Annotated in this window: 16 protein-coding genes and 3 pseudogenes; 4 read left to right on the top strand and 15 right to left on the bottom strand. The window is 56.8% G+C overall.

Features of this window, described 5'->3' with window-relative positions; translation table 11 throughout:
- Positions 1–6: 6 nt before the first annotated feature.
- The 3 genes from AC0L7U_RS16975 to AC0L7U_RS16965 are packed head-to-tail and all read right to left on the bottom strand — an operon-like array spanning position 7 to position 2,588.
- Entirely contained in the window at positions 7–1,392 is a 1,386-nt protein-coding gene (locus AC0L7U_RS16975) for an MDR family MFS transporter (RefSeq protein WP_473692359.1), read from the bottom strand.
- Position 1,393: 1 nt separating this feature from the next.
- The gene (locus tag AC0L7U_RS16970; RefSeq protein WP_473692358.1) at positions 1,394–1,672 is read right to left on the bottom strand and encodes a hypothetical protein; all 279 of its coding nucleotides are present in this window, start codon (positions 1,670–1,672) and stop codon (positions 1,394–1,396) included.
- Positions 1,659–2,588 carry an HlyD family secretion protein gene (locus AC0L7U_RS16965; RefSeq protein WP_473692356.1) on the bottom strand — a complete coding sequence of 310 codons (930 nt, stop codon included), beginning with the start codon at positions 2,586–2,588 and terminating at the stop codon, positions 1,659–1,661. Before AC0L7U_RS16965 ends, AC0L7U_RS16970 begins: the two co-directional genes overlap by 14 nt.
- Before the next feature lie 83 nt (positions 2,589–2,671).
- Here AC0L7U_RS16965 and AC0L7U_RS16960 point away from each other — a divergent pair, with 83 nt between their 5' ends.
- Positions 2,672–3,106 carry a MarR family winged helix-turn-helix transcriptional regulator gene (locus tag AC0L7U_RS16960; RefSeq protein WP_473692354.1) on the top strand — a complete coding sequence of 145 codons (435 nt, stop codon included), beginning with the start codon at positions 2,672–2,674 and terminating at the stop codon, positions 3,104–3,106.
- Positions 3,107–3,237: 131 nt separating this feature from the next.
- Here AC0L7U_RS16960 and AC0L7U_RS16955 read toward each other — a convergent pair whose 3' ends face one another.
- Positions 3,238–4,140: a hypothetical protein gene (locus AC0L7U_RS16955; protein WP_473692352.1), complete on the bottom strand. Its 903-nt coding sequence runs from the start codon at positions 4,138–4,140 to the stop codon at positions 3,238–3,240.
- A gap of 413 nt (positions 4,141–4,553) precedes the next feature.
- On the opposite strand from AC0L7U_RS16955, the gene AC0L7U_RS16950 reads away from it, so the two are divergent.
- Entirely contained in the window at positions 4,554–5,720 is a 1,167-nt protein-coding gene (locus AC0L7U_RS16950) for a DUF2336 domain-containing protein (protein WP_473692350.1), read from the top strand.
- Positions 5,721–5,872: 152 nt separating this feature from the next.
- Here AC0L7U_RS16950 and AC0L7U_RS16945 read toward each other — a convergent pair whose 3' ends face one another.
- From AC0L7U_RS16945 to AC0L7U_RS16935, 3 genes are read right to left on the bottom strand one after another with little or no spacing between them, the layout of a single operon-like run.
- Positions 5,873–6,268, bottom strand: coding sequence for a DUF1491 family protein (locus tag AC0L7U_RS16945; RefSeq protein ID WP_473692348.1), 396 nt, complete (start codon positions 6,266–6,268; stop codon positions 5,873–5,875).
- A 45-nt stretch (positions 6,269–6,313) separates the two neighbouring features.
- Positions 6,314–7,138, bottom strand: a complete 825-nt coding sequence (locus AC0L7U_RS16940) for a peptidoglycan-binding domain-containing protein (protein ID WP_473692346.1) — start codon at positions 7,136–7,138, stop codon at positions 6,314–6,316.
- Positions 7,139–7,150: 12 nt separating this feature from the next.
- Positions 7,151–9,046 (bottom strand): PAS domain-containing sensor histidine kinase, encoded by a 1,896-nt coding sequence (locus AC0L7U_RS16935; protein WP_473692344.1) that lies wholly within the window; start codon positions 9,044–9,046, stop codon positions 7,151–7,153.
- A 244-nt stretch (positions 9,047–9,290) separates the two neighbouring features.
- On the opposite strand from AC0L7U_RS16935, the gene AC0L7U_RS16930 reads away from it, so the two are divergent.
- Positions 9,291–9,797, top strand: coding sequence for a DUF5330 domain-containing protein (locus AC0L7U_RS16930; protein ID WP_473692342.1), 507 nt, complete (start codon positions 9,291–9,293; stop codon positions 9,795–9,797).
- A gap of 330 nt (positions 9,798–10,127) precedes the next feature.
- Positions 10,128–10,565, top strand: a complete 438-nt coding sequence (locus tag AC0L7U_RS16925) for a SufE family protein (protein ID WP_473692340.1) — start codon at positions 10,128–10,130, stop codon at positions 10,563–10,565.
- 79 nt (positions 10,566–10,644) lie between these two features.
- Here AC0L7U_RS16925 and AC0L7U_RS16920 read toward each other — a convergent pair whose 3' ends face one another.
- The 8 genes and pseudogenes from AC0L7U_RS16920 to AC0L7U_RS16885 all read right to left on the bottom strand — a co-directional run.
- Entirely contained in the window at positions 10,645–11,046 is a 402-nt protein-coding gene (locus tag AC0L7U_RS16920; RefSeq protein ID WP_473692338.1) for a DUF6456 domain-containing protein, read from the bottom strand.
- 509 nt (positions 11,047–11,555) lie between these two features.
- Positions 11,556–11,972 carry a helix-turn-helix domain-containing protein gene (locus AC0L7U_RS16915; protein WP_473692336.1) on the bottom strand — a complete coding sequence of 139 codons (417 nt, stop codon included), beginning with the start codon at positions 11,970–11,972 and terminating at the stop codon, positions 11,556–11,558.
- Between the two features lie 323 nt (positions 11,973–12,295).
- Positions 12,296–12,713: pseudogene (locus AC0L7U_RS16910) on the bottom strand (Ros/MucR family transcriptional regulator).
- A 331-nt stretch (positions 12,714–13,044) separates the two neighbouring features.
- Entirely contained in the window at positions 13,045–13,410 is a 366-nt protein-coding gene (mnhG, locus tag AC0L7U_RS16905) for a monovalent cation/H(+) antiporter subunit G (RefSeq protein ID WP_473692335.1), read from the bottom strand.
- Entirely contained in the window at positions 13,407–13,760 is a 354-nt protein-coding gene (locus AC0L7U_RS16900; RefSeq protein WP_473692333.1) for a cation:proton antiporter, read from the bottom strand. Before AC0L7U_RS16900 ends, mnhG begins: the two co-directional genes overlap by 4 nt.
- Positions 13,750–14,241: pseudogene (locus AC0L7U_RS16895) on the bottom strand (Na+/H+ antiporter subunit E). Before AC0L7U_RS16895 ends, AC0L7U_RS16900 begins: the two are co-directional and overlap by 11 nt.
- Positions 14,238–15,029, bottom strand: coding sequence for a proton-conducting transporter transmembrane domain-containing protein (locus AC0L7U_RS16890; protein ID WP_473692331.1), 792 nt, complete (start codon positions 15,027–15,029; stop codon positions 14,238–14,240). The pseudogene AC0L7U_RS16895 and the gene AC0L7U_RS16890 overlap by 4 nt, the downstream one beginning before the upstream one ends.
- A gap of 109 nt (positions 15,030–15,138) precedes the next feature.
- Positions 15,139–15,414: pseudogene (locus AC0L7U_RS16885) on the bottom strand (proton-conducting transporter transmembrane domain-containing protein); the annotation flags it as partial.
- Positions 15,415–15,796 lie beyond the last annotated feature (382 nt).

Here is a 15,796-nt window from a genome sequence, read left to right as displayed (position 1 = left end):
GCGGCACTAGCTCCCCGTCAGGTTCGTCATATCGCTCAGATATCCCTGCACCGCAGGCGAGTTGGCCGGCATCGTGCTGTCGATGCGCAAGGTATGCAGCGCCAAACGCTGGCTTTGCACCACGGCGATAGAGGCCAGCGCCAGCGAGCCGCCGAGATTACGGGCGGCATTAAACAACCCGGACGCATCGCCTGCATTTTCACGTGACACGGACGAGATCAACGCCTGATTCAGGAACATCATGCTCAGGATCGTTCCCGTGCCGCGCATGAGCTGCGAAAAAACGAAGGCTCCGCCGGTTGCGGTGGGGGTCAACTCGGTCTCCAGCCATGCACTCAAGGCCATGATCAACATGCCAAGCCCCACGGCAAAACGGATATTGAGATACTTGCCCAACAGAGGCATGAAGAACATCAGGCACAGGCTGGGTAAACCGCTTAGCAGCACGATGTAGCCTGATTGCAAGGCATCGTACCCGGCAACTGTCGCGAGAAACTGCGGAATAGCGTAGGATGTACCGTAAAGCACCATCCCCACGACAATGCCCATCATCACGATTGCCCCAATCTGCCGGTCAAGCAGCAGACTGAGCCGGATGATCGGTCGTTTGGCCGTCATCTGTCCGGTGATCATGAGGCAAAATCCGGTGACAGAGACCGCAGCCATCGTGCGGATCAGCTCGGATGAAAACCACTGTTCACGCTGGCCTTCTTCCAGAAACACGGTCAGACCGCCAAGGAACATGGCCAGCCCGAAGATCCCCAGCCAGTCGGCCTCACGCACCAGTTCAAGATGCGCCTTGCGGTGGGGCAAGCCCATCAAGAGCAGTGTGGTCAGCACGGCGCACACCGGCAGGTTGATGAAAAAGGCGTAGTGCCAACTGACATTCTCGGTCAGAAAGCCTCCGATCACGGGACCAATCACAGGCCCCATCACGGCAGTCACCCCGAACATGGCATTGCCAATCGGCTGTTTCGAACGTGGCAACCGGGTGGCGATAATAGTCATCGCCGTGGGGATCAGCGCGCCGCCGGTAAACCCTTGTCCGACGCGCCCGATGATCATTGTGATCAGATTGTCCGAAAGACCGCACACCATGGAAAAAACAGTGAACAGCGACGTGGCAACCAACAAAAACGTTCTGAGGCCAAACACCCGTTCCAACCATGCGGCCAGAGGAATGATGACGATTTCAGCCACCAGATAGGCCGTGGCAATCCAGGTGCCCTCGGTGCCGGTGGCACCAATTTCGCCCTGAATGGTCGGCAGGGACGAATTGACGATGGAAATGTCGAGGGTCGCCATGAGAGCGCCCAACGTCCCCGCCGCCACAGCGAGCCAGGCGCCCGGTTCGACGACGTCCTCTTCGGAGACCGGCTTTGTGGCCGCCATGTTATTTCCCCTGCCCGTCAAATTGCTGCTGCTCTTGCTGCACCTTGTCCAGTCGTCCCTTGCCGGAGCGGGTATCGACGGTGACATCGGCCGACAGACCGGCAACCAGAAGCTTGCGCGTTTCAGGCCCGACATTCAGAGCGATACGCACTGGCACCCGCTGCACGATCTTGGTGAAGTTGCCGGTCGCATTTTCCGGCGGGATCAGTGAGAACTCGGCCCCTGTTCCTGGCGAGATGCTTTCCACATGCCCTTTCAGCGTCACGTCAAGGCAAGGCATCCAGCGTCACGTCGGCGCTCATTCCCACCTTCATGAGGCCCATCTGGGTTTCCTTGTAATTGGCAGTCACATAGGCATCATTCACCGGCACCACCGACATGACCCGAGTGCCAGGCTGAACATATTGCCCGACACGCACGGTCTTGCTGCCAACGCGCCCATCCGCGCTGGCACGAAGAGTGGTCGCGGCCAGATCCGTCTTGGCGGCAGCCAGTTCAGCCTTTGCGCTTTGAACCTGCGCCTGAGCCTGAGCAAGCTGCGCCTTCAGCGCGCTCGTGTGATTGACGGATTGCTTCAGCGCCGCCTGAGCAGCCTCAAGCTGTGCCTTCGACACATTGGCGTTCATCACCAATTCGTCGTACTTGTCCTTGGTCGAAGCGCCGGTTTCCGCCAGATGCTGATATTTTGCGGCCAGAGACTGGTTGTACTGCGCCTGCACCTGAATCTCGTCGACTTTGGCCTTGTTTTGGGCAATGATCGAAGATTGTTCGTCCAGGGCGCCTTGTGCGCTGGCGACATTCGCCGTCGCTTCGGCAACTTGCGCTTCGTATTGGTTCACCTTGACGTTGTAATCGTCCTGGTCGATCTGCATTAATGGCTGGTCTTTTTTAACCACCTCATTGTTGCGAACCAGAACCTTCGCCACATAACCGGAGACCTTTGGTGCAACGGTAATAATGTTGGCTTGCAGATAAGCATCATTGGTATTTTCGAAATACTGACCATAGGTCTTGTAGCGATAGTACCACGCTCCAACCGCGACGATGACCACAAGAGCGCCTCCCAGCAAAATACGGCGTCTGCGGCCTGTTTTGACTGGCTTCGGCGGCTCATTCGGGGCATCAGAGCTGGTGGAAGCGCTTTTCTGTGCCTCGGTGTCACTGGATTGAATCGTGGTGTCTGGTTCTTGCGGCATGTTCACCCTTGCGGCGCGCTGGTCGCCTCAGCTATAAAACAATCACAGCCATATATAATGGTACCTCACGAATAGCAATTACAATGCCTGACCTGACAAAAATTACTGAAGATTTTGGCCGCATTCATTTTCGCTTGCACCGGGTGCTCGACCGGGCGATGACGCGCGAGGGGGTATCGCTGGCCCGTTACAAACAGCTCGTCATCATCAAGAAATTGACGCGTCCGCGAGCAAGCGATATCGCTCAGATCCTGAATTATTCACCACGCACCATCACCCAGGCCCTTGATGCTCTGGAGCGTGAGGAGCTGATCCTTCGCAAGCCGGACCCCGATGATCGACGTTCCAAGCTGTTGGAACTCACCGACAAGGGCCGGGCAGCGATTGAAAGCTCGGAACCAGCCCGCCGCACGACCGTCGATGAGACCTTCGGCAAATTGTCGGACGACGATCTGGAGCAATTGAGCCACATCCTGACAAAGCTCGCCAAGCTCACTGATGGACTGGCCGAGATCTAGGCTGAGCATCCATAACTGCGCTTCGAATGGTCGGAGCAGACGCAAACAACCCGCATGTCTTTTCAAGAAGGGCAACCGGAGGACCAGCGGCGTGGCAACGCGCCACAAAGCCGCCTTTGCAGCCGCACCGCTTATTTGATCGGCGCGGGACGTTCCATCCCCCAATGGGTGTAGATGCGGGAATGACGGATGGGCGAGATTTGCTCTGCCGCAGCCTGCTCATAGGTATCGCATTTATTTTCCGCCAGACGCACCTGCCCGCGCAGGGTCCGGATTGCCTGATTGACTTCCCACAAGCGGTTGCCGGTCGGTGGCGTTTCAAGCTCCAGCTTGTCCAGTGCAACGCCATAGGCTTTCATCCGGTAGCGCAAGGCCTGCCCGACCCAGCCGATGATCTGACGGTTTTCCCAGACCCGCGCCTTTGTGCCTGCGAAGGCCTCCTGCGTTGTGACCCGCTTGTTGGAGAGCACGCGCAAACGTTCATCATCGGCCTTCTCGACCCGCACGGCCACCTTGCAGAATGGCATCACCAGATCCGCATCGCCCTTGGCGTCGGACGCAATACGGTCATAACGCGCATCGCTGGATCGAAACTTGTCGGAACTCAGGAAGATATAATACAGGTCTGGCGGAATGCGACCTTCGGTTTCCGGCAGCACACGCGTGCGCGCCAGTTCTGCCAGAGTGCCGCCGATCCAGTCCTTGGCCCAGGGCGGACGCACCAGCGACCACGCCCGTTGACGCATCAGCTTTTCATCGTCGGTGTAATGAAATTTCGAAACGGGATCGCCGCGCAACCGTGCATTGGCCTTGCCCAGGATTGGCATAACCTTGTCATGAACGAAATCCGGTTCAGAGCGGCCAAAGTCGCCGTCGGGCCGGGTGCATCCCGCCAGTAGGGTCAGGCAGATGCCACCAGTGCCAATCACGCCAAGGCGTGCCGCAGATTTCGCAAATCGCAACAGTCCTGCCCGCGCAAACACGTTGCAGGATCCGAACGACAAGTAGCCCATAAAACGGTCTCCGCTGCTCATGCACCGACCGCTTGAAATGGCTGGTCGGTCATTCTGAAGCAGGCTCTTTCGACGACTGCTCCCGATCCAGAACAGCATGATTCCGTGTGTCCGGGACAGGTTTGTCTTCATATCGAACACTGGGAAACTGCACAAGCTCTGCGGGGCCTTGCGAAGACCGCCGCAGTCTGGCTGCACGCGCCTGCGCCAAAGCCCTGACGGATCGTGGCGCAGTGGAAAAGTCGAGAAGTGTTCCCATCGTCAGCTCCTTTGCTGCAAGGCCAACAGCGGCCGGCAAAAAAACGGGGGACGCAATACCGATCTATTTGATTACGCGCTGTTACGGTTAACAGCCCGCTAACGCTTTCACGCTTAAATCATACACAGAACTGAACAGATTCTGCTCTCTAGTAGTCTTGCGTAGAAGAGACCCCATGCATCGCCTGAACGTGCAACATGACGCCCTTGCCAAAAAATCCAATGCCAATACGGGCAGTTTTGATGCTCCCGAGGGGGTTCTTCTGGCTGCCACCGAACTTTTTGTCGCCCGTGACGATCACAATGCCTATGAGGTTTCCCTGTTCCGCGAGTTGACGCTGCAACTGCTGCCGACAACAAACGACACCAACAAGCGTAGCATTCGTCTGCAGCAATTGTTGCGCCATGAAAATGCGCCGCGCGAGATCCTTGAGGCCCTGGCCTCAGATCCCGATCCGCTGACCGCTTATATCATCCTGACCAATGTCGCCGACTTGCCAGCCCATGTGCTCATCACACAGGCACGCGATGGCGCCGACAGTCTGCGCAAGGTGATTGCCGAGCGCGACGACCTGTCTGCTGAGATCATTGGCACCTTGCTGGCCCATGCTGGCCCCGATGTTGTCTGGCAGGTTCTGGCGCGTCTGCAATTCAACGTATCCGAGCAGGACCTCGATACCATCTGCGGCCGGGCCGACATCATGAGCGTGCTTGGCCAACAACCGGAATTGCGCAACTGCCTGACCGGCAGCCACAAGATCCGCCATTATCTGCGCATGGACGGCGAGCAGCGCAAAGAAGCCCTTGCGGCCATCGAATTGCAGAACGTTGTCGAAGATGTTCAAAACAGCGGTCCGGCACTATCGCAGTTCCGCCTGTCCGCCGATGCGCTTGAGGCCTTGAAGAAACTCGCATTTGCCGACGATGAAGATCCCTTTATCGATGAATTTTCCCGCATCCTGTCTCTGCCACGCGAGTTCTGTGAGCGCGCTGTCTTTGAAGATGATGGGCAGGCTCTGGCCATTTGCCTGAAGGCAGTTGGCTTTGAAACGGTGCATGTCTCGCAGATTCTGGTCAGGCTTGTCGGTGACTATCTGCCCTATGCGGTGCTGCGGGATCTGATCCGGTTTTTTCAGAACGTCAGCGACCGTGCCTGCCACCGGTTCCTGTCGACATGGATCGAGACGGAAAACAAAGTCGCTCCGAACGTCCATCCGACGTCACAGTCTGCGGCCCATTCCGCCGTTTACCTCGACAGTCACCGCGCCCGCGGTGATGGCGCGACCCGTCAGGCAATCTGGGAAGAGATCGACAAGATCGAAGAAATTCTGCGCTTCGGTTGAAGAGATCCGAGATCATGCGGTAACTGATCGCATGATCGTCCTGCAAAAGCGCTCGCAGACATCCGCGCAGGCATGCAAAAACCTGCGCCTCCCTCAAGTGCTCACCTTGTCTCAAAATGAATAGATAGCCTTTAGACGGTGGCCTACCGCGTTCAGAACTTGAAGACCGCATCCGCTTCGCTGACACCGGGCTTTTCGCTCTCGCCGTCGCCCTCGTCCACCACAGGCAGATCCACGGCACCGTCGCGCATTTCAAGCTCAACGATCCAGATATCGGGGTCCAGATTGCGCTCGCGGTCGACGCGCGCCTGCACCTTGTCACGCCCGACAAGAGAGAAAATCTTCTCGAAAAGGCGCCCATCCGGCTGATCCAGAAAATAGGCTTGCGGTGCCGGGCCGTAAAAATCGAAAGTCCCATCCAGCCGATCCACGGTGATGTAGATCGCCCCCGCCTCTTCCGAACCGCGACGGATGATCCCGGCATAGCCGTTGGCAGCAAAGGTCTTGCGGATCAACGCCGCGACATAAAAATCAGAGGTAACGCGCATGGAAGCGCTCCTTCAGATGACGTCAGGGCATCTGGTCGACGCGTCTCAGCCGATTTTCTTGCCGCTGACGCGTTCAAGGGTCTTGATGACATCATTGGTCAATGTGCCGGTGATCGGCAAGCCCCGATCAAGCTGAAAACGCTCAATCGCGCTGGCCGTGTTGCCGCCCATCATGCCATCCGGCTTCAGCGGCCCATACCCCGCTTTCGCCAGCAGCGCCTGAACCTCGCGCAACACCGGATCCCCCTCGTTGGTGACATCGCTGCCGTCATCCGGCGTCTGGCTGACCTGCGCAATGATCCGGCCAACCGATCCGTATTGGCTCGATTGGTCATGGCTGGACGAAGACGTGCTGGCCGTCATCAATGGCTCATCAGGCTTGGGCATCGGTGCAGGAATAGACGAGATCGTCTGTCCGTCCGAGGTATCCTGCAAGGTGATGGAGGCTAACAAGCCCTGACTGGGATCGCCGCTCTGCGACATGTGACTGAGGCGCTGATAATGCAGGATGGCGCGTTCCGTGGCAGGTCCGCTCAGGCCGTCCAGCGGTCCCTCATACATGCCCAGACGGCGCAGACCGGTTTGAATTTCCAAAACAAGAGACGATGGTTTTGGCGCACTCACATCGCTGGTCGCGTCGACATTTTGCACCGAGGAGACAGCCGTGCGCGTGCGAAACAGCGGCGCAGGATGTTTTCCGGGCTGCAAGCCGATTGCGTTGGCAACGATCAAACCAGACGTCAGAAGGATCACGATAGCGCCGCCGATGGCAACCGGATTGTCACGCGCAAGACTGCCCACGCGCCCGGCCTGTGCGGCAGAGCGTTTTCCTTCCAAGTCCTCTCGTCTCATGTTCTTCATGCGCGCCATGCGTCTTGTCTCTTATGCAATTCTGCGACGGTCTTCCCCGTCAACTCTACCATGTACGATGTCGATTTCAGTTTTCACGTTGTGCGGAACCGACGGTGCCTGCGGCACAACCGGCGCATTCGATTCCTCAGTGTGCCTGAGTGGCAGCGAGACACGAGCCCTTGTTCCATGCTGATCCTCGCTTTCCACACTCAGCGCGCCGCCATGCAGCTCCGCCAGGCCTTTGACGATTGACAGGCCAAGGCCGCAGCCGCCGATTGATTCTCCGCTGGTGGGCGCGATGCGCACAAACGGCTCTCCAAGGCGCGACAGGGCCTCGCGCGGAATACCGACGCCGTGATCCTGCACGACCAGCTCGACCTTCTCTCCGACGCGTTGAGCACCCAAAGTCACCTGATCGCCCGAGCGGGAGAACTTGATGGCATTGGACAGAAGGTTCAACACCATCTGTTTCACGGCGCGCGCATCAGCAGGCACCTGTGGCAGGCGCTCCGGCACAGCCAGGGTCAGCGACACCCCAGCTTCATTGGCGACAGGCGCCATCATGGCCTGACATTCTTTCAGACACAGCCCCAGATCGACGGATTCCAGCGACAGAGACATATGCCCGGTTTCAAGGCGGGACGTATCGAGAATTTCTTCGACCACCTGCAACAAGTGACGTCCCGACTGGCTGATCAATGCGGCGTATTCGCGCGTTTTTGCCAGCCGAAGATGTTCATCGTTCAAGCTCTTCATCATGTCGGAAAATCCGATGATGGCATTCAGCGGTGTGCGCAGCTCGTGTCCGGCCGTGGCAATGAAGTGGGTCTTCGCAAGGCTTGCTGCTTCAGCCCGCGCACAGGCCTCATGCATCGCGGCGTCATGCAGCTTGCGCACTGAAATATCCTGAAGAACCAGATCCAATGTCAGATCGGTCGCCTGCGGATTGGCTGAGAGACACAGTTCGATCCAGCCGAACTCCACGGTCCCCTTTTGGCCGGGACTGCTTTCGCCTTTGCGCAGGCGCACTTCCAGGGTGGCTGTTTCCCGGTCTCCGGCTCGAACATCTGCCAGTGCGGTCAGCCAGGCTGGACGATCCGCCACATGCAGACGCGAGAACAGCCAGTCGCCTTTGGCCTGATTTTCAGGAAAACCAAGAACCGCTTCCAATGCACCCTCACGGATGTCGATTTGTCCGCTGTCCTGCAAACGACAGGTCAGACTGTCGCTGCGTCGGGTCACCAGCGCGGAGCGTTGATCGCTGTCACGCGCTTCTGCCCGGTAGTGCCGGTTTTCCGACATGAGCGAATTGAGATGAATGAGCACATAGGCGCAGGCACTGCCCCCGGCAAGTGCAGCAAACACCGGCGGCGTCCCGATCAACTGAGCACTTTCCGGCAAGAGCGACAGCGTTGTCAGAGAGGCAAGCGCCAGAGCGCAACCGAACAGTCCTTTGCGACGTTGCCCATAGGCTGACGCAGCAACAGGCAGCGCCGTCAGCCACGCGAGCCCAGCCGAATGCAGACCACCAGTCAAGGCGCACAAGGCTGTGACGGCCATCGCCAGAAGGACGAGGAAAATAGAATGAGCGCGTGCGAGATCACCGCTTTGCGACAGATACAACGCCAGCGGCCATTGGGCGATCAGGACGGCCACAATGACCAGCATCGGCAGGCTGATGCCACCGGACAAAGCCAGCGACAGCGGCATGATCACGAGCGCGGAGGACCCGGCAAGGACCGCGCCCGCCAAGAACGACATGTGCCGGGATTCTTCCAGAGAATCCCCGATCGCACCTGGATGAACGAACATCCTCAGTGCGGCGCACAGCCTTTCGGTAACGCGAGCAAATCTGGACAGGTGATTACGCACAACAACTCCACCAAGGCCAAGCACAACGGCCGAAGCAACTTCAACTGTCACCATAATGCCGGGCACCACTTAAGGAACGATAAAGGATAACAAAATCTCACTCGTTTCTTACACATCGCTTATTTTTCAATGGTTTATCGAATGCATAAAATTTGAATCAAATTCGATTCCCATTTGATGAAAATGCCGATGGTGAAATGAACCTGAGCTTTGGACGATCCTGCTAAAAACATCTTCATGCCGAAGCTGAGCCATCAAAAGAGCCAGCAACCGGCCGGACTTTGAAAGGGTAGCGCCAATGTTTTTCTTGATCAGAACAGCCTTCTGGCTCACGCTGGTTCTCGTCGTCATTTCTTTCGGCGTCGGGTCTGAGAGTTCCTCTTCCGCCGACACCGCACAGGCCAAGACCGGCGTTGATCCGCTGACGGCCATCGTCGCCGCGCAGGAAACCGTTTCCGACCTTGGCGGGTTTTGCGATCGCAACCCGAAGGCTTGCGAAGCCGGCGGTCAGGCTCTCGCCTCCATCGGCACACACGCCGCCGAAGGGGCAAAGATCGTCTATAATTTCGTCGGCTCCAAGTTGAATGGCAACAACACGCCCGCCGTGACGCCACCAGCCGTGGAAGATGCAAAGACGGCGGAAGCCCGCGCCGACGCCGATCCGATCATTACCAGTTCCGTTTCAATCCATCCGACAGGCACTCTGACGGCGCAGGATCTGAAAATGCCGTGGACCGGCAAGCCAACAAAGGCCAAGGCAACACGTATTCCGCTGCCACAGCCGAACCCGAATCGCTCGATCTGATTTAGCGATGCTGGCCGACCATGCGAAGAATGCCCGTACAGCATGCGCAATTCGAACGAAACAGTGCGACGTGGCGGCCCAGAGACGTAAAACCCTGGGTCGACCCACTCCGCAAATACAAGAATTGATCCGGGCCTGACCTTTTTCCGGATCCACGACTAAAACTCTGGTGGATTTTCTGCCACCAAGCCGCGAACGGATAGCTGCCCATTCCGTTTGCGGCTTTTTTTCTTGCTGAATTTGCAAGCATCGCCGAGAGACTATATCTATTCGGAAAAGAGCACGGCCTCCGCTGACCGTGCCTTCCTCCTCTCGAAGCAGTGCATTGCTATGACCACAAGCCTCACCGATATTCTCGAATCATTCGACTTTCTGGAAAGCTGGGAAGACCGCTACAAATTTCTGATCGATCTGGGTCGAGACTTGCAGCCGCTGGCCCCGGACGAACAGAATGAAAACAACAAGGTGCGCGGATGCGTCTCGCAAGTGTGGCTGGTCAAGCACCGCGAAACCAACGCAACCGGCGAACCATTGTTGTTTTATCGCGGCGACAGCGACGCACTGATCGTCAAAGGCCTTGTGGCTGTGGTACTGGCGGTTTTTTCCGGTCATACCGCAACCGAAATTCTCAAAACCAATGTGCAGGATGTCTTTGAAAAGCTCGATCTTCAGGAACATCTCAGCCCGCAGCGGTCCAACGGCCTGACCTCCATGGTCAATCGCATCTTCAACGATGCGCGCGAAGAGCTGGCCGTGACCAAGTCCTGAGGCTTGACGCCAAAGAGATACAAAAAAGGCGTCGCAGATTTTTCTGCGGCGCCTTTTTTTATCAACCAGGCCACCCACCCTAGAGGGAAGAATTTTGCAGGCGAGAGGCCCGCATCTTTCCGCGTCTCGCCGGAGCCACGCTCTTGTAGCCATAAACCTCTGCGAGAGCATCAAGAGCGATCTGCAACACCACCTTTCCCGAACGCGCAGGCCAGCCCTGCTCCCGCTCGATCACCTCCAGCCCCTTCAAATGGCAGCAGACGTCGATAAGAGTGCGCCGAAGCAGCGGAGAAAGAGCGGACAGCGTCTTCTCAAGCCGTTGACGGGCTGCCAGAACATCGTCGGACAGATCTGTCGGCCCCCTACCACCGCCTGAGAGCTTTTCCCCTTTCCAACCACCGGAGAAAGACGGCATGCGTGCTGAGAACGTGAAGTCTGCGCGCAGCCTCTCTCCCGCCTTGAGATGGACAGGTTCCAACAATGGCTGCCCCTTGCGGTTCTTGCGACTGGCGAGCCAGTGCCAGCGGGCTTTCCTTCAGATTGAGGAGACAGGTGACGGAGTTTTCGCCATTTGCCACCGTCCCATGGTCTCTCTGGTCATCTCCTGCAGGGATTGCAACACGTCGAACCTCGGTATGCTGGGCAGAAAACGGATCAAGACCTGCGGAAGACAACATGCGCCGCAACAGGGTCTTTCCAGCAGCGCTCAGATGCAGGTGCGTTTCATCTCGCTCCACCAAAGCGCCAGATGACAACAGCGCGCGCACCACATGTGGCTGCACCAAAGGTCCTTCCTCCTGTTTTTCTGCCGACAACAGCCTGTAGGACTCCCCTGTGCGGTTTTCTCCCGCACCAACGCCGTGTCAGGCTTTGCCAGGGGGCGCAGAATAGCGAGCACAGTCTTACGCTCCGGACGAGATCCCCGCATTGAAAGGGGACCGGAGATTGGTGACATCTGCGGTGTGGGTTCAGGATATGTGGCAGCGGTGCTCATTGCTGACCTCCCACAAGCGGGCTCTCGACCCTTGGCAGATTGCAAGCACGAACCCGCGTTTCAATCTCTCCCAACATGGCATCGAAAAAAGCCTCCTCGCGGCGGTCTTCCACCGCGCGACAGGCATAGGCCACCGTTGAACGATCCCGAGTGTAATGACGCGCGATATGATGGGTCGGGATATGAAGTTGAGTATGCGCCAGATACATCGTCACATGGCGGGCTTCAGCCGCATGGGCTTTGCCACGCTTCGGCTGATTGATGTCACCGGGCTGAATTCCAAAAGCCGGAGCGACAAAGCCTTCAATGAGATGCATATGTGCGGCAATCGTATTTTCGTAAAGCAATTGAAGAAAATTTTGCGCGTGATGCGCCGAGACATTTGCGATGTGTTCATCCCCACAGAACCGCATGTCATACCCCTTAATTTGCACAGGACTAAAATAGGTTTTTGTTCCTATATTCTAAGCGCAGCCGCGCCCCCCGGGGATAAGTTCATCAAGTTTGTTAATTTGAAAAATAAAACATCGAAAATAGAACGGTTTAGATCACAGACCAGCAGGTATAGCGTGGGGAATAGATCCTTGAAGACCTTGACCGCTGCAACATGACATCTGCGTCATATCCTTCGAAAATCATTGGGTACATCGCAAGATAAAAAAAGGCCACCTGAACAATCAGGCAGCCTTTTGATCGATCATTTGACAACCGGTCACACAACCGGGAGCTAAGGAACTTACTTGGTGCGCTTGCGCTGCTGTCCCAGCGCCCATCTTCTTGGCCAGTTCCGAGCGCGCTGCAGCATAGTTCGGGGCAACCATCGGGTAATCCGGCCCCAGATCCCACTTCTCGCGATACTCTTCAGGTGTCATGTCGTAATGCGTGCGCAGGTGACGCTTCAGCGACTTGAACTTCTTACCATCTTCAAGACAGATGATGTAGTCAGGCATGACCGACTTCTTGACCGGAACAGCAGGCTTCAGCGGCTCTGGCTCTGGTTCAGCAGCGGCAGACGACGTGTTCTGCAAAGCGCTGTAGACTTCATTGATCAAACCGGAAAGCTCCGTGGAAGCAACTGTGTTATTGCTTACGTAAGCGGAAACGATGTCTGCTGTCAGATCGATCAAGTTGGTATCGTCGATATTGTCGTTCATTTCTTATCCATTCTATGGCTTCTATACAAACATCCCAGCCGCGAAATTGCTTGGGAACTGTTCGCGGCAGGCCGCCAAATATTGGTTACTTGCTTTCTATTGAAGCGAACCACGACTCTACTGAAAGAGAAATTTTGATCACCTTATATCGCTGCCATCTATTTGGGACAACCCCCGATAGCAATCAAATACAGTATTTTATTAACATCACATAGGATGTCGGAAATAGTCCGCCTATATTCTCGACCGTTTGGCAAATAATGGCAGTAATAAATACGGCAAGAGTGAGACCAACAGCATGGTCAGCTTTTAAGGCGCTCAAGCCGCAACGTTACTTTTGTGCACCTGCAGCATGCTCGGGTGCACCTGCGTCCTTCAAATCATCAACGACTGTTGCACTACACGGGCGATACCCCACCGCATAGGCTGCCCGTGCGAGCAGGTGAGCCGACACCGGACTTGTCAACAGAAAGAAAATAATGCCCGTGATAGCCCGCGTCACGACCGAAAAATTATGTGCGTAAAGCGCAATCGCCAGAAGCATCAGACAACTGCCAAGTGTGCCCGCCTTGGAGGCGGCATGCATGCGCATGTAGACATCCTGCAAGCGCAAAAGACCAATCGACCCCATCAGGGCAAACAGCGCCCCCACCACCAGAAGCACGCCGACGATGATATCGAAAAATGCATCAATCATTGTCCGGCCTTTCTGCGAGCCACACTTTGTTCAACTTCCTCGGCCACCGTTGCATCTCCCGCCTTGCCACGGTTGAGAACGAAGCGGGCAAAGGCGACGGTTGCCAGAAAGCCCACAAGACCAAGGGTGATGGCGATGTCGATATAGAGATAATAATCCGACAACACGCTGATGGCGGCGATAAAGCCGATACCAACGACAACCAGCATGTCGAGAGCCACCACCCTGTCGGGCAACGTCGGGCCCTTGATGGTGCGAACCACGATCAGCACGAAGGAGACGGTCAGCACGGCCAGCGCAATCCAGACGCACCAGTCGAGGAAATGGGATGCGGCGCTCTCAATACTCATGGGAGAAAACCTCCAGGATCTTGCGCTCGAAGCCGTTCTTGATGTCATCGATGGTGTCCTGAGGAACGGGCACATCGATGCAGTGGATATAGAGGATTGATCCGTCATCGGAAATATCGAGCGACAATGTGCCCGGCGTCAGCGTCACCAGGTTGGCAAGCAGCGTGATCTGGAAATCGTCCTTGACCGTCAGTGGATAGGCGATGATCCCCGGTTGCAGATCATCCATCCGAGGACGGGCGACAATCAGCGCCACGCGCCAGGCATGGAGGCAACCAGCTCGTACAGGAACATGATACCGAGGCTGATGATCTTGCCGGTTCGGCGGAAATAACGCGCCGTGCCGACCTGCTCGCGAATAAGCCACAGGGCTCCCGTCGACAGCAGAAAGCCAAACAACAGGTTCAACTCGGAAAATTCGCCGGTCACCGCCCCCCAGTACCAGCGCCATGAGGATGTTAATTAAAAGCAGGATTGTCATGAACGACCTCCAAGCACAGCGTGTTCGTAGGCAAGCGGGTCAAGCAGCCCGGCTGCGGCCTGATTGGCCCAGGACATCAGCCAGTCCGGCTGCAAGCCGATCACCACGACCAGCACCGTCAACACGACCAAGGGCAACCACAGCGCCACAGAGGAGATCTCCACACCCGTGACGAGACGCGCAGGGCCGGTTCCATCCGGTGAATCCTGAGACCCACCGCGCCAAAAGGCGTAAAGCCAGACACGGCCCATGGCCATGGTCGTCAGAAAGCCTGACACGAGAATGGCCCCCACCAACCAGCTGCGACCGCCATCAAAGGCTGCCTTTATCAGCATGACCTTGGGCCAGAAGCCGGAGAACGGTGGCAGACCGCACACCGCAATCATCAGAATAAAGAAGACAATCGCCAGCGGCGGACACAGTGTATAGATGCCGCCCAACTCACGCAGATTGTAGGAACCAGCGACGACATTCATCAAGCCTGCGACCATGAACAGGGCCGTCATGACGATGATCGAATGCACTGTGTAGACCATGGCGCCGCTAAAACCGAGCTCATTGCCAATGGCAAGCCCTGCCAGCATGGAGCCAATGCCGTAGATGATCAGATAGCCCAGAAGACGCCGAATATCGGTCTGCGCCAACGCGCCTGCGGCCCCAGTGATCAAAGTGACAATCGCCAGCAGCGAGATGATGTCGCCCATATCGGCACGAAGACCCGGCATGATCAGCACGAACACCCGGAACAGGGCGTAAACCCCCACCTTGGTCAAGAGACCAGCGAACACTGCCGACACCACAACATTGGGCGTGTGATAGGACGATGGCAGCCAGGCGATTGACCGGAAAGGCTGCGGCTTTCATGGCAAAGGCAAACAGATAGAGCGCAGCAATCACCTTGAGCGATCCCGGCATCGCATCCCCCATGGACGCAATCTTTGTGGCGATGTCAGCCATGTTCAACGTGCCCAGCAAGCCATAGAGCATGCCGGTAGCGATCAGGAACAGGTTGGTCCCCAGCAGATTGAGAATGCCGTATTTGACCGAGCCATCCAGCTGCGGGCGGTCATTGCCCAGCACCAGCAAGCCGTAAGACGAGATCAGCAGAACTTCAAACCAGACATACAGATTGAAGATATCGCCGGTCAGGAACGCGCCACTCACGCCAGTCATCAGCAGCAGGAGGAAGGGATAGAAGCCGTATCGCCGTCCTGAGGACTCAACGCTGGACGCGCCGTAGATGCCCGCGCATAGCGCCACGACAGAGGCAATCAGCGACAGGCCCGCGCCAAAAGGATCGACCACAAAGGCAATACCGAAGGGCGCAAGCCAACTGCCCATGACCATGGTGACGATGCCCTCGTCCAGCACCCGCGCAGTCAGGAAGACATTGGCCAACACCAGAAGAGACAGAAAGAAAATGCCGATTTTCGGCTGCAAACTGGTGTTCTTGCGCAGCATCAGGCAGATCGCCCCGCCGACGATCGTCAGAATGGACGGCGCCACGACAAGCCAATCCCCATAGTGAACCGGCGCCGTCATCATGGCCTGGGAA

Source organism: Roseibium sp. 10G30-5, assembly GCF_055809635.1.
Note: the sequence above shows the minus strand (reverse complement) of the source record. Positions and strands in the feature narration are given on the sequence as shown.